The 12,730-nt window shown below is 56.5% G+C and carries 15 protein-coding genes; 6 read left to right on the top strand and 9 right to left on the bottom strand.

Annotation, left to right across the window (positions count from 1 at the left end):
* Positions 1-66 precede the first annotated feature (66 nt).
* Positions 67-453 carry a helix-turn-helix domain-containing protein gene (locus tag IM267_RS20105; RefSeq protein ID WP_063867172.1) on the bottom strand — a complete coding sequence of 129 codons (387 nt, stop codon included), beginning with the start codon at positions 451-453 and terminating at the stop codon, positions 67-69.
* A gap of 84 nt (positions 454-537) precedes the next feature.
* Between IM267_RS20105 and IM267_RS20100 the strand changes: the two genes are divergently transcribed.
* The 3 genes from IM267_RS20100 to IM267_RS20090 all read left to right on the top strand — a co-directional run bounded on the left by IM267_RS20100 (position 538) and on the right by IM267_RS20090 (position 3,333).
* Entirely contained in the window at positions 538-1,386 is an 849-nt protein-coding gene (locus IM267_RS20100) for an SDR family oxidoreductase (protein WP_193034161.1), read from the top strand.
* Between the two features lie 81 nt (positions 1,387-1,467).
* Positions 1,468-2,292 carry an AraC family transcriptional regulator gene (locus tag IM267_RS20095; RefSeq protein WP_064910245.1) on the top strand — a complete coding sequence of 275 codons (825 nt, stop codon included), beginning with the start codon at positions 1,468-1,470 and terminating at the stop codon, positions 2,290-2,292.
* Between the two features lie 75 nt (positions 2,293-2,367).
* Positions 2,368-3,333, top strand: coding sequence for a DMT family transporter (locus IM267_RS20090; RefSeq protein ID WP_193034160.1), 966 nt, complete (start codon positions 2,368-2,370; stop codon positions 3,331-3,333).
* Between the two features lie 87 nt (positions 3,334-3,420).
* Here the strand turns inward: IM267_RS20090 and IM267_RS20085 are convergent, their stop codons facing one another.
* Positions 3,421-5,070, bottom strand: a complete 1,650-nt coding sequence (locus IM267_RS20085) for a methyl-accepting chemotaxis protein (RefSeq protein ID WP_102750485.1) — start codon at positions 5,068-5,070, stop codon at positions 3,421-3,423.
* Positions 5,071-5,313: 243 nt separating this feature from the next.
* Between IM267_RS20085 and ytfE the strand changes: the two genes are divergently transcribed.
* A complete protein-coding gene (gene ytfE / locus IM267_RS20080; RefSeq protein WP_063867163.1) occupies positions 5,314-5,976 on the top strand; it encodes an iron-sulfur cluster repair protein YtfE in 663 nt (220 codons plus the stop codon).
* An 86-nt stretch (positions 5,977-6,062) separates the two neighbouring features.
* On the opposite strand, the gene cycA is transcribed toward ytfE, so the two are convergent.
* Both cycA and fklB read right to left on the bottom strand, forming a co-directional pair.
* The gene (gene cycA / locus IM267_RS20075; protein ID WP_063450909.1) at positions 6,063-7,472 is read right to left on the bottom strand and encodes a D-serine/D-alanine/glycine transporter; all 1,410 of its coding nucleotides are present in this window, start codon (positions 7,470-7,472) and stop codon (positions 6,063-6,065) included.
* A gap of 314 nt (positions 7,473-7,786) precedes the next feature.
* Complete coding sequence (fklB, locus tag IM267_RS20070; protein WP_063450910.1) at positions 7,787-8,407, bottom strand: FKBP-type peptidyl-prolyl cis-trans isomerase; 621 nt, start codon at positions 8,405-8,407, stop codon at positions 7,787-7,789.
* Between the two features lie 231 nt (positions 8,408-8,638).
* Between fklB and IM267_RS20065 the strand changes: the two genes are divergently transcribed.
* Positions 8,639-9,277, top strand: coding sequence for an OapA family protein (locus IM267_RS20065; RefSeq protein ID WP_193034159.1), 639 nt, complete (start codon positions 8,639-8,641; stop codon positions 9,275-9,277).
* A gap of 47 nt (positions 9,278-9,324) precedes the next feature.
* On the opposite strand, the gene IM267_RS20060 is transcribed toward IM267_RS20065, so the two are convergent.
* The 5 genes from IM267_RS20060 to rpsF form a co-directional block, all read right to left on the bottom strand.
* Positions 9,325-10,254: a DMT family transporter gene (locus IM267_RS20060; protein ID WP_193034158.1), complete on the bottom strand. Its 930-nt coding sequence runs from the start codon at positions 10,252-10,254 to the stop codon at positions 9,325-9,327.
* A 152-nt stretch (positions 10,255-10,406) separates the two neighbouring features.
* Positions 10,407-10,856, bottom strand: a complete 450-nt coding sequence (rplI, locus tag IM267_RS20055; RefSeq protein WP_006810372.1) for a 50S ribosomal protein L9 — start codon at positions 10,854-10,856, stop codon at positions 10,407-10,409.
* Between the two features lie 41 nt (positions 10,857-10,897).
* Positions 10,898-11,125: a 30S ribosomal protein S18 gene (rpsR, locus tag IM267_RS20050; protein ID WP_000135199.1), complete on the bottom strand. Its 228-nt coding sequence runs from the start codon at positions 11,123-11,125 to the stop codon at positions 10,898-10,900.
* A 4-nt stretch (positions 11,126-11,129) separates the two neighbouring features.
* On the bottom strand, positions 11,130-11,444 hold the full coding sequence (priB, locus tag IM267_RS20045; protein ID WP_022646836.1) for a primosomal replication protein N: 315 nt from the start codon (positions 11,442-11,444) through the stop codon (positions 11,130-11,132).
* 6 nt (positions 11,445-11,450) lie between these two features.
* Positions 11,451-11,846 carry a 30S ribosomal protein S6 gene (gene rpsF, locus IM267_RS20040; protein WP_003856034.1) on the bottom strand — a complete coding sequence of 132 codons (396 nt, stop codon included), beginning with the start codon at positions 11,844-11,846 and terminating at the stop codon, positions 11,451-11,453.
* Between the two features lie 341 nt (positions 11,847-12,187).
* Here rpsF and yjfY point away from each other — a divergent pair, with 341 nt between their 5' ends.
* Complete coding sequence (yjfY, locus tag IM267_RS20035) at positions 12,188-12,463, top strand: DUF1471 family protein YjfY (protein WP_193034157.1); 276 nt, start codon at positions 12,188-12,190, stop codon at positions 12,461-12,463.
* The last annotated feature ends 267 nt before the right edge of the window (positions 12,464-12,730 follow it).

Raw genomic sequence — 12,730 nt, 5'->3', positions numbered from 1 at the left:
TATGTATCCGGTCATACACTTCGCTTACCCGGCCTACGGGATCGAGGTTTGCGCGCCACCCGGCTTTTACGCCGCACGTTCGTCCCGGTTCGCCATCACCTGCGGCGTATTCACCTCAATCCAGTCCGCCAGCGCGGCGACTTTCTCGCTGACCTCGATACCCATCGGGGTCAGACTATACTCCACGTGCGGCGGCACAACCGGATAAGAAACGCGGTTAACAAACCCGTCCTGCTCTAGTGCCTGAAGTGACTGGGCCAGCATTTTCTCGCTGACGCCGCCCATCTTGCGGCGCAGGTCGCTGAAGCGATGCGTGCCCTGACGCAATGCCACCAGGATCAGCACGCCCCAGCGGCTGGTAACGTGTTTGAGCACCTCCCTTGATGGACACTGTTCCGCAAAGAGGTTGCCATCGCGCATTTGCTCGCTGAGCGTCGGTACCGTTGTTTTCATACTTACCTTTTTGTGCGTACTTACTAAAAGTTAGTGATGGTGATAGTGTGCCACAACACCAGACAAACACGAAGGAGATTCATCATGATCGCGATTACCGGCGCAACCGGCCAGCTTGGCCAACTCGTTATTGAAGAACTGCTGAAAACCGTTCCGGCCAGCCAGATCGTGGCTATTGTGCGTAACCCGGCAAAAGCCGACGCCTTTAGCCAGCGGGGAATAGTGGTACGTCAGGCGGACTATACCGACCAGGCCGCGTTCACCACCGCCCTGAACGGCGTGGATAAGCTGCTGCTTATCTCCTCCAGCGAAGTGGGCCAGCGCGCCGCACAGCATCAGAACGTGATTAACGCCGCCAAAGCCGCCGGGGTGAAACTTATCGCCTACACCAGCCTGCTGCATGCGGATACCTCCCCGCTGGGTCTGCACGTTGAACACGTAGAAACCGAGAAAGCGCTGGCTGAATCCGGCGTACCTTACACCCTGCTGCGCAACGGCTGGTATACCGAAAACTATCTTGCGAGCGTGCCGCCTGCCCTGGAGCACGGCGTATTTATTGGTGCCGCAGGTGAAGGCAAAATTGCCTCGGCGACCCGTGCGGATTACGCGGCGGCGGCAGCAAAAGTGGTTTCTGAAGAGGGTCATGCCGGAAAGGTGTATGAACTGGCGGGCGACAGTGCCTGGACGCTGAGCGAACTGACGGCGGAGCTGAGCAGACTGAGCGGCAAGCCGGTGGCGTATCAGAACCTGAGCGAAGCGGATTTCGCCGCCGCGCTGAAGGGCGCAGGCCTGCCTGCCGGGCTGGCGGATATGCTGGCGGATTCCGATACCGGCGCGTCCAAAGGCGGCCTGTTTGACGACAGCCGTACCCTGAGCAAACTGATCGGTCGCCCGACCACGCCGCTGGCGGAGAGCATCAAAGCGATTCTGTAATTGTTAAGAATTGGTTATTTTTGGTAGCATCCCTTCGGGTCATCTCTGATAATGAGGCGATGACCCACGAGGAGGCTCACTGTGCAAGGCGTACCTGAACAGTTTACTGATGAGAGAGACAGCGCGCGCTTTCGCCATCTGGCGCAGCTGCCGGGTCTGGAGCTTTATCACGCCCATATCTCTGACTACGCCTTCGAGCCGCACACTCACGAAGCGTTTGGCATCGGCACCATTGAAACCGGCGCCGAACGCTTCCGCTATCGCGGTACCCAGCATCTTGCCGCGGAAAAATCCGTCGTGACCATGAACCCGGACGAGATCCACACCGGCGAATCCGCCACCGAAGGCGGCTGGCGCTACCGGATGGTCTATATCGAACCCGACCTGCTGGAAGAAGTCACCGGCCTGCGCCACTGGTGGTTTAGCGACGTCACGCGTCACGATCCGCTGCGCTCGCAACAGATAGGCCAGTTGATTTATGGCCTGTGGCACACGGACGATCCGCTGGCACAGAAAGGATTGCTGCTGGATCTGATTGAGACGTTCCAGCCGCTGGCCCGTCATGCGCCGGTAGCCCGGGAGGGCGCGCACCGCTTCGAGCGCGTTCGCGACTATCTGCACGACAACTATATGCGCGCGCTCACCCTGGACGAGCTGGCGAGCGTCGTTTCGCTCAGTCCGTATCATTTCCAGCGCCAGTTCAAAGCCCATTTCCACGTTACGCCACACCAGATGCTGATGGCGATTCGCCTGTGGCGCGCAAAGGCGTTTCTCACTCACGGCATGCCTGCCGCCGAAGTCGCCGCCGCAACGGGGCTGACCGATCAGTCTCACCTGACCCGCGCCTTTACCCGCCGCTACGGCATTACGCCCGTGCGTTACCAGAAGCAGGTTTCGCCGCGCTAATGCGCAACCTCATACAATACGCACGCATCTGTGCCTCCTACACTGGCTACAACATGTATTACTGTGGACGGAAAGATGATTAGCGGCGTGTTGTATGCCCTGCTTGCAGGGTTGATGTGGGGACTGATTTTCGTCGGCCCGCTGATAGTACCGGAGTACCCGGCGATATTGCAGTCGACCGGACGCTATCTGGCGCTGGGGCTGATTGCCGTGCCGCTGGCGTGGCTGGGGCGTGCGCGCCTGCGCCAGCTGAGTCGCCAGGACTGGCTCACCGCGCTGGCGCTGACGATGATGGGCAACCTGATCTACTACGTCTGCCTGGCCAGCGCCATTCAGCGCACCGGCGCGCCGGTTTCCACCATGATTATCGGCACGCTGCCGGTCGTCATTCCTGTATTCGCGAACCTGCTGTACAGCCAGCGCGACGGCAAACTGGCGTGGTCAAAAATGGTGCCCGCGCTGGTATGCATCGCCGTGGGGCTGGCTTGCGTGAATATTGCCGAACTTCGCCATGGCCTGGAAAATTTCAGCATGTGGCGTTACGGTTCAGGGATCTTTCTGGCGGTTATTTCAGTTGTGTGCTGGGCCTGGTATGCCCTGCGCAACGCACGCTGGCTGCGGGAAAACCCGGATAAGCATCCAATGATGTGGGCCACGGCGCAGGCGCTGGTCACGCTTCCCGTCTCGCTGCTGGGCTATGCGGGTGCGTGTGTCTGGCTGGGTAGCAAGCATCCGGATTTCGCCCTGCCCTTCGGACCGCGCCCGTGGGTATTCGTCGGGTTAATGGTTGCGATTGCCGTGCTGTGTTCGTGGGTGGGCGCGCTGTGCTGGAACATTGCCAGCCAGAAGCTGCCGACGGTGATATTAGGGCCGCTGATTGTCTTTGAGACGCTGGCCGGGCTGCTCTATACCTTCCTGATGCGCCAGAGCGTGCCGCCGCTGTTAACGGCCTGCGGGATCGCGCTGCTGGTCGTTGGGGTGGTGATTGCGGTAAGAGCGAAGCCGGAAAAACCGAGGGTTGTTCCTGCGTCGGAGGGGTGATGATTGCCGGGTGACGGCTGCGCCTTACCCGGCCTGCACTGTCCTCGAACGTAGGCCGGGTAAGCGTCAGCGCCACCCGGCACAATGTCAGAACGTTTCCCAGTTCGCTTCAGACGCCGTTGCTACGGGCTGCGCCTTAGGCGCGTAAGCCTTCACGGGCGCGGCTTTTACTGCCTGGTTGCGGGTGATCTTAAACACCGCCACCGCTTCGTTCAGGCGCGCGGCCTGATCTTCCAGCGCCGCTGCCGCTGCCGCAGACTCTTCCACCAGCGAGGCGTTCTGCTGGGTAACGCGATCCATCTCCGCTACCGCCTGGCCCACCTGATCGATACCGCGGCTCTGCTCGTCGGAGGCTGAGGCAATCTCGCCCATGATGTCCGTCACGCGCGTAACCGCATTGACGATCTCCGCCATCGTCGCCCCCGCTTCATTCACCAGCTGAGAGCCCGCGTTAACGCGCTCGCCGGAATCATCGATCAGCGCTTTGATCTCTTTCGCCGCCTGCGCGCTGCGCTGTGCAAGGGTACGCACCTCGCCCGCGACAACCGCGAAGCCCCGCCCCTGCTCGCCCGCACGCGCCGCTTCGACCGCCGCGTTCAGCGCCAGAATGTTGGTCTGGAAGGCGATACCGTCAATCACGTTGGTGATCTGCGCAATCTTGCTGGAGCTGGTGGCGATTTCATCCATCGTACGCACCACGCCCTCGACCACGTTTCCGCCCTTCTTCGCGGTGGAAGAGGCATCCAGCGCCAGACGCGACGCCTGACGCGCGTTATCGGCGTTTTGCTTCACGGTAGCGGTTAGCTGCTCCATGCTGGCTGCCGTCTCTTCCAGGGAGGCGGCCTGCTGCTCGGTACGGGACGAGAGATCGTTACTGCCGGCCGAGATTTCACCCGCGCCGGTGTAGATTGTATCTGCACCTTCGCGCACCACGCCCACCGTATTCGCCAGCGCGGTTTGCATCTCCTGAACGTTACGCGCCAGGATCGCCATTTCGTTTTTACCCTCGGCGTGAATCGGCTGGGTTAAATCGCCTGCCGCAATGGCGCGGATGTGGTTGATCACCTCTTCCAGCGGCAGCAGCAGCACGCGGCGCATGGCAATCCAGCTGGAGATAATGACGGCTACCACCAGCAGCATGACCGCAGAAAGGATCCACAGAATCCGCTTGTAGTCGCTTTCATTGTCCTTGATGCCTTTGTCGGTGAGCGCGGCCTGCGCCTCGCGCCACTCGCGGTAGACCTTTTGCATCGCGGTCTGCTTGTGTTCGGCATTTTGTTTGAACATCTCTTCCAGGTTGCCCTGACTCAGCAGAACGTTCATCTGCGTCAGCGTGGCGGAGTAGATGCGATACTGCTCTTCAAGCCTGTCGGCCAGGTGCTCGTCCATGCCCGGCGTTTCCGGCAGCGCGTAGTATTTATCGTAATGGGTCTGGGCATCGGCCAGCAGGTTTTTCGCGGTATTGACCAGCTCGTTCAGCTGCCCGCCATTAATCTGAGATGCCATGCTGCTTTGCAGACGCAGCATGCCGCGGTTGAGGGTAACGCGCGCCTGGTTAAGGCTGATCCAGGCGTCGGTCAACTCCGCGACGTTCTGGCTGGAAAGCTGAGAAACGGTGAAGTTCTCTTTATCGTTATTGAGCGCATTAATGAAAATGCCGGCTGAGATCAGCTGCATGATGCCGAGCACGAGCAGCACCGAGATGAGAAGAGTAATGACTTTTATACGTTTGAACATGCGTTGCCTTTTGATATGCAGGTATTGTCTGACCTGTATCTATCGGCACGTGCGGCAGGTTGTTTACTGTTTCTCCACCTTTAAAAACTTTCGAAAGCTTTTTTCTGCATTCAATCAGCAGGTTAAAAGCACGCTTTTTTTGTGATCGCCCTCTCACTTTACCCTTGCCTCTAAAGGGTTATAGTATCGCTTTAAAGATGCATTTAAAATGCATCTTATATTTCTGATGATGAGGTAACTGCTATGGCCTTCCGCGACCAACCCTTGGGCGAGCTGGCGCTCTCCATCCCTCGCGCTTCTGCGTTGTTCCGTAAATACGATATGGATTACTGCTGCGGCGGTAAGCAAACGCTGGCGCGCGCAGCGTCGCGTAAAGAGCTGGATGTAGAAGCTATCGAAGCGGAGCTGGCTAAGCTGGCAGAGCAGCCTGTCGACAAAGACTGGCGCACCGCGCCGCTGGCTGAAATCATCGACCACATTATCGTGCGTTACCATGACCGTCACCGTGAACAGCTGCCGGAGCTGATTTTACAGGCCACCAAAGTAGAGCGCGTTCACGCCGATAAACCTTCCGTACCGCGCGGCCTGGCGAAATACCTGACCATGCTGCACGAAGAACTCTCCAGCCACATGATGAAAGAAGAGCAGATCCTCTTCCCGATGATTAAACAGGGAATGGGAAGCCAGGCGATGGGGCCCATCAGCGTGATGGAAAGCGAACATGATGACGCGGGGGAACTGCTGGAGGTGATCAAACACACCACCAACAACGTCACGCCGCCGCCAGAAGCGTGCACCACCTGGAAAGCCATGTACAACGGCATTAATGAGATGATTGACGATCTGATGGAGCACATCAGTCTTGAGAATAACGTGCTGTTCCCGCGGGCATTGGCTGATAAATAAAAAAGCCCGGTAGCGCTAGCGCTTACCGGGCCTACAACGTCCTCGAACGTAGGCCGGGTAAGCGTCAGCGCCACCCGGCAACATGCTTAACGCATACCTGCCATACGCTTCTTACCGATAAACAGCCAGCCCAGCCCCAGCGCGATAAACCACAGTGGCGTGACGATCAGCGCCTGACGGGTATCGTCTTCCAGCGTCAGCAGAACCAGCACAAAGACGAAGAACGCCATGCACACCCAGCACATCAGCTTGCCCAGCGGCATCTTGTAGATCGACTTCTCGTGCAGGTGTGGACGCTGCTTGCGGTACACCAGGTACGAGCAGAGGATGATGGTCCAGACGAACATGAACAGGATCGCCGACACCGTGGTGATCATGGTGAACGCGCCGATTACGCTCGGGTTGACGTAAAGCATCACCACGCCGCCCAGCAGGCAGATACAGGAGAAGGTCAGCCCTTTCGCCGGCACCGCGCGTTTTGAGAGTTTGGCAAACGCGCTCGGGGCAACGCCCTCCTGCGCCAGTCCGAACAGCATACGGCTGGTGGAGAACACGCCGCTGTTCGCAGACGACGCCGCAGAGGTAAGCACCACGAAGTTAATCAGGCTTGCCGCCGCCGGCAGACCGACCAGCACAAACAGCTCAACGAACGGGCTCTTGGTTGGCACCACCGAGCTCCACGGCGTCACGGACATAATGATAATCAGCGCGAATACGTAGAACATAATGATACGCAACGGGATGGAGTTAATCGCGCGCGGCAGGGATTTCTCCGGATCTTTGGTTTCCGCGGCCGTGGTGCCGACCAGCTCAATCCCCACGAACGCGAACACCGCAATCTGGAAACCGGCAAAGAAGCCGCTGATGCCTTTCGGGAACCAGCCGCCGTCGTTCCACAGATGGGCAAACGACGCCTGAACGCCGGTTGGCGACTGGAAGTGCGTCAGCACCATCACCAGCCCGACGACAATCAGCGCGATGATGGCAACGATTTTGATCATCGCGAACCAGAACTCCATCTCACCGAACATTTTTACGGTGGCGAGGTTAAGGCTCAGCAGCAGGATAATCACCGCCAGCGAGGCAACCCAGTCCGACAGGCCGGGGAACCAGAACTGCGCGTAGGCCGTGATGGCGACAACGTCCGCCATACCTGTGACCACCCAGCAGAACCAGTAGGTCCAGCCGGTGAAATAGCCTGCCCAAGGACCGAGCAGGTCGGACGCGAAATCGCTGAAGGATTTATATTCGAGGTTCGAGAGCAGCAGTTCACCCATTGCACGCATCACGAAGAAGAGCATAAAACCGATGATCATATAAACGAAGATGATCGACGGGCCGGCAAGACTGATGGTTTTGCCCGATCCCATAAACAGCCCGGTGCCGATGGCGCCCCCAATGGCAATGAGCTGAATGTGACGGTTTGTGAGATTTCGCCGTAGCGACTGTTCAGACGTCGCCTCTTCCGCGGCGGCGACTTTGACCTGATCTACCATGTGATATTTTCCTGTTTATGCCTGTCTGTGTTGTTACGGCTCTTCTGGCCTTTAAATACGCCAAATAAATGACGGTCCCTTTGTAAGGACTAATCGATAGTAGGTAAGAATCGGCGGGATGAATACTATGATTTGGATATTATGTTAATAATATGTTGAAAGTGAGTGTCATATCACTCATACAGCGCGAAACAGCTCACAAAAATACACGTAACAGTTTCGTTTGCAATACAAAATGTTGATTCCGTCGTAACTCCAGGTTTTATCGCTATTTTCCCCTCCCCGACTGGAGAGAGGAAAATAAGAAAAACCGATTACAGGATTTCCAGCAGCTCGACTTCAAACACCAGGGTGCTGAATGGCGGAATGGACGCGCCAGCGCCGCGCTCGCCGTAAGCCAGGTTGTGCGGGATGGTCAGTTCCCACTTTGAGCCTACCGGCATCAGGGTCAGGGCTTCGATCCAGCCTGGGATAACGCCGTTAACCGGGAACTCAGCCGGTTCGCCACGCGCAACGGAGCTGTCGAACACGGTACCGTCGATCAGCTTACCGGTGTAGTGCACGCGAACGTGGTCGGTACGCGCCGGGATAGCGCCATCACCCTGATTGATTACGCGGAACTGCAAGCCGGATTCGGTGCTGTTCACGCCTTCACGCTCGCGGTTCTCTTCCAGATATTTAACGCCTTCTGCCGCCATCTCTTCGAAACGCGCGCGACGCACGGCGTCAGCACGTTCATGAATTTCACGCAGCGCACGGTGCACAACGTCAACCGGCACGGCGGGTTGCTTGCCTTCCAGCGCATCAGCGATACCCGCCACCAGCGCTTCCGGTAACAGACCTTCCAGGCCGGATTCGCTCAGCTGCTGTCCTACCTGCAAGCCGATGCCGTAGCTTGCCTGCGCTTCGATAGTGTCAAAAGTCGGGGTGGTCATGGGTTTTCCTTCCATCACATTTAAAGTAGCGGGCAGCATATCAGCCATGCCCTTATGGGTAAAACTTTGTCTTAAGTAAAGGTGACAAACAGCGGCGAAACGGAAACAATAGTAGCCGTCAGGATTTTCCCAAATATATGTCACGAAAGCTGGCTTTGTTACGCCCATCAGGCAGTTAGCAAACTACACTTCTCAGGACAGGATAAAAAGACGCGGAGCAGGAGGAGAGCCATGCCCGGGCGATTTGAACTGAAACCTACCCTGGCGAAAATCTGGCATGCGCCGGATAACTTTCGCATCATGGACCCGCTGCCGCCTTTGCACCGCAGAGGCATTATCATTGGCGCGCTGCTGATCGTCATCGGCTTCCTGCTTCCTTCCGGCAGTGACAACGTTGATACCGCGCCGGTCAGCCGGAATGCGGAGCTGGATATCCAGTCGCAAAGCCAGCCGCAGCCGGATTCACAGCCGATGCAGACGCAGTTGGTCACGCCCTCTAACGATCCGGGCCAGGTTGCGCCGGTTGAACCTGAACCCGTTCAGGAAGATCAGGAGCAGGCCGCCGTTCCTTCAGAGCCGCAGGCGCAACAGCCGACCGGCATTGAGCAGCAGTGGCGTTCGTATCGCGTAGAGTCAGGGAAAACCCTTGCCCAGCTGTTCCGCGACCACAATCTGCCGGCAACGGATGTGTATGCCATGGCGCAGGTTGAAGGGGCAGGCAAACCGCTCAGCAACCTGCAAAATGGTCAGATGGTGCAGATCCGCCAGAATGCCAGCGGCGTAGTGACGGGGCTGACCATTGATACGGGGAATGGTCAGCAGGTGCTGTTTACCCGTCAGCCGGACGGCAGTTTTATCCGGGCACGCTAGTTCCCGTAGGCCGGGTCAGGCGAAGCCGCCTCCCGGCACGTCATTTCTCAGGCGCTCCGCTTGTTCACCCACCAGATCCCCGAACAGACCAGCACCAGGGCAATCGCGTATTTGATGTCCAGAATGTTTTCGCCGAGGAAGATGGCGGAAAGCACCGTCCCTGCAACAGGAATGACAAAGTTGAACGGAGCAATCATGCTCACGCGGTTCACCTTCAGCAGCGCGCTCCACAGGGCGAACGCCACGGATGAGAGCAGGGTCAGGTAACCCAGCACAGCGACGGCCTTCATGCTGTGCACCTCCAGCGTCCCGCCCGTGATATAGCCTCCCGCAACCAGTGCCGCCCCACCTATCGCCAGCTGCCAGCCCGTCATCACCGTCGGGTCAACGGTCTGGGAAATACGTTTCCCGTAAAGCGTGGCGGCAGAGAGAATAAAGGCCGCCAGCACGACAAATCCGTCACCCTGCCAGACAAACTGGAAATCACGTAACCCGCCGTGGAAGTTCACCAGCATCACCCCGGCGAAGCCCAGAACGCAGCCCAGCGTTTTGTTGTAGCTGAGTTTGTCATTGTGGTAGATAAAGTGCGCCAGCAGCACGCTGAAGAAGGTGCCGGTGGCATTCATGATCGAGCCGTTCACCCCGGTGGTGTAGGCCAGGCCGATATAAAAGAAGGTGTACTGGATGGTGGTCTGGGTAAGCCCAAGGATCGTGAGCTGGCCAAACTGCGTGGGCGTGAGCCTGCCAATCGGTTTTCGCTGGGCCAGGGCAAAGAGCAGCAGCAGCGCACCGGCAAACAGAAAACGGTATCCGGCAAAGACGACTTTGGATGGGATATCATCGGTCGCGATCTGAAAGAGTTCGTAGCCGCTTTTAATGGCCGGGTAAGAGCTTCCCCAAAGCAGACAGCAGAGCGTGGCGCAGGCATAGGCCACATTTCGACGGGCAAAGACGGGCGTGGGCAGAGCGGTATCCATGGCAAATCTCATAAATAAAATTGCGTTTCAATTTATTATCAGAGAATGCGTCAGGAATAGCGACCTTACAATAGCAAAACATGACGTAGCGTCACGCTAAAAAGCAAAACGCCGGCACAAGGCCGGCGCTTCGACGTGAGCAGAGTAAAAAATTACTCAGCTACTACGTTAACAACCAGTTTAGCGAACACTTCGCTGTGAACCTGGAAGTCAACTTCGTGCTCACCAGTGGTACGCAGAACGCCGTTCGGCATGCGAACTTCGCTCTTAGCCACTTTAACGCCTGCCGCAGTGACTGCATCAGCGATATCGCGGGTACCGATGGAACCGAACAGTTTACCTTCGTCGCCAGCTTTAGACGCGATGGTAACGGTGCCCAGTGCGTTGATTGCTTCAGCGCGAGCGTTAGCAGCCGCCAGAACGTCAGCCAGTTTGGCTTCCAGTTCAGCACGACGTGCTTCGAAAAACTCTACGTTTTTCTTAGTAGCTGGAACAGCTTTACCCTGTGGTACCAGGAAGTTACGAGCGTAACCCGCTTTAACGTTTACCTGATCACCCAGGCTGCCCAGGTTTGCTACTTTATCAAGCAGAATAACTTGCATTACCTTATCCTCTTAAAGTCGTATTAATGGACCGTGCCCGATTACTGATGACGATCAGTGTACGGCAGCAGAGACAGGTAGCGAGCGCGTTTGATAGCGCGAGCCAGCTGACGCTGATATTTTGCACGAGTACCGGTGATACGGCTTGGGACAATCTTACCGCTTTCGGTGATGTAGTTTTTCAGCGTTGCGATATCTTTATAGTCGATCTCTTGAACGCCTTCCGCGGTGAAACGGCAGAACTTGCGACGACGGAAATAACGTGCCATTTGGCTAGTCTCCAGTATCTATCAAATCAATCTGCTCGGCATGCAGAACCATTTTGCTCAGGCCGTTCTTTGCCTTGTGGCAAGAGATGAACCCCTGAACGATTACTGCGCTACCGACCGTTAAACTGTGAGTAATGGCCTGGTTTTCGTGTCCGCTAATAATAACGGGCATTTGACACCACGCCTGCCGGTGAAACCCGGCTTCCTCTTGCACAGAACGATGCTCAAGCACGAACTGGCAATGCGGAATTCCTGATGGGCTGACCTTTCGAAGGGGGGTCCTGCACACGGTGCCGGACAACACCAGACGGTTGGTCATCAGAAATTACTCTTCAGAATCCCCAGCATCAGAATCATCTGCGGTTTCGTTTGCGAAATCATCGCGACGCTCACGGCGCTCGTCTTTCGCTTTAACCATCGGAGATGCTTCGGTCACTGCGTGTTTGGTACGCATAACCATGCTGCGGATAACGGCATCGTTGAAGCGGAAGGTAGTTTCCAGCTCATCAATCACTTCCTGCGGCGCTTCAACGTTCATCAGAACGTAGTGAGCTTTGTGCAGTTTGTTGATTGGGTAAGCCAGCTGACGGCGGCCCCAGTCTTCCAGACGGTGGATCGTGCCTTCTGCACCAGTGATGGCAGCAGAGTAACGCTCGATCATACCCGGAACCTGTTCGCTCTGGTCAGGATGGACCATAAAAACGATTTCGTAATGACGCATCGAATTGCTCCTTACGGATTATTCAGCCTCCTGTCTGGGTCAGCCGAGGCCCGGGGAGGCAAGGAACGTGTTAAAGGTCGGCTGAAAAATTGACGCGTCATAATACTTGCGCCCCCCGCTAAACACAAGGTGATTGCGCAAATAATTCGCACAAAGCGTAAAGCTGATCTAAGTGGGTGATTTAAAATCACTCGCATCAGAAGCGCTGTTTTTTTGAACAACACCATCAGAAATGGTCACCCATCGCAACCAGAGGAGCGATTACACTTTAATCAGAATCCCTTAAACAGAGAAGGAGCGCATTACCCCGTATCACCGCACGCAGTCGTGGAGCGCATATCATGAAAAGAATCGCAATCGCCATTTTGGCTGCGCTTTTGCTCAGTGCAAACGCAATGGCAGCCATCAGGATAGACAGCCGACAGGCCAGAAACATGGATGATGTGCAGAGCTTAGGCGTAATTTACATCAATCATAACTTCGCCACTGAAAGTGAAGCAGATCGGGCGCTGAATGAAGAAACCGACGCGCGGGGCGCAAAATACTATCACATCATCCTGACACGTGAGCCCGGCAGCAACGGCAATATGCACGCCAGTGCAGATATCTACCAGTAACGTTTTATCGCCAGCACCAGGAATGCATACAACGAGAATATAGCCATACTTTGTCTTGCCCCCTGTCCGGGGACTTTTTTTGTGAAAACTAAATATTTTCCGATTTTCCCTTTTTTGTCTGTAACCCTTCTTTTTTAGTGGCCTTTACCCGCTACGCTTCCCGCTCATTTCAGGCTGAAAGGATGTGACCATGAGCGGTAAACCGGCGGCCCGGATGGGCGATATGACCCGGTACGGCGGGCCGATAGTGCAGGGCTCGTCAGGCGT

Origin of the sequence: Enterobacter cloacae complex sp. P15RS, assembly GCF_014895905.1 — a bacterium.
Classification (GTDB): Bacteria; Pseudomonadota; Gammaproteobacteria; order Enterobacterales; family Enterobacteriaceae; genus Enterobacter; species Enterobacter quasihormaechei.
This window is presented reverse-complemented; position numbering and strand designations above follow the sequence as displayed.

Coding starts and splice junctions, on each gene's coding strand:
- IM267_RS20105 (WP_063867172.1), bottom strand. CDS start 453: ATGAAAACAACGGTACCGACGCTCAGCGAGCAAATGCGCGATGGCAAC.
- IM267_RS20100 (WP_193034161.1), top strand. CDS start 538: ATGATCGCGATTACCGGCGCAACCGGCCAGCTTGGCCAACTCGTTATT.
- IM267_RS20090 (WP_193034160.1), top strand. CDS start 2,368: ATGATTAGCGGCGTGTTGTATGCCCTGCTTGCAGGGTTGATGTGGGGA.
- IM267_RS20085 (WP_102750485.1), bottom strand. CDS start 5,070: ATGTTCAAACGTATAAAAGTCATTACTCTTCTCATCTCGGTGCTGCTC.
- ytfE (WP_063867163.1), top strand. CDS start 5,314: ATGGCCTTCCGCGACCAACCCTTGGGCGAGCTGGCGCTCTCCATCCCT.
- cycA (WP_063450909.1), bottom strand. CDS start 7,472: ATGGTAGATCAGGTCAAAGTCGCCGCCGCGGAAGAGGCGACGTCTGAA.
- fklB (WP_063450910.1), bottom strand. CDS start 8,407: ATGACCACCCCGACTTTTGACACTATCGAAGCGCAGGCAAGCTACGGC.
- IM267_RS20065 (WP_193034159.1), top strand. CDS start 8,639: ATGCCCGGGCGATTTGAACTGAAACCTACCCTGGCGAAAATCTGGCAT.
- IM267_RS20060 (WP_193034158.1), bottom strand. CDS start 10,254: ATGGATACCGCTCTGCCCACGCCCGTCTTTGCCCGTCGAAATGTGGCC.
- rplI (WP_006810372.1), bottom strand. CDS start 10,856: ATGCAAGTTATTCTGCTTGATAAAGTAGCAAACCTGGGCAGCCTGGGT.
- rpsR (WP_000135199.1), bottom strand. CDS start 11,125: ATGGCACGTTATTTCCGTCGTCGCAAGTTCTGCCGTTTCACCGCGGAA.
- priB (WP_022646836.1), bottom strand. CDS start 11,444: ATGACCAACCGTCTGGTGTTGTCCGGCACCGTGTGCAGGACCCCCCTT.
- rpsF (WP_003856034.1), bottom strand. CDS start 11,846: ATGCGTCATTACGAAATCGTTTTTATGGTCCATCCTGACCAGAGCGAA.
- yjfY (WP_193034157.1), top strand. CDS start 12,188: ATGAAAAGAATCGCAATCGCCATTTTGGCTGCGCTTTTGCTCAGTGCA.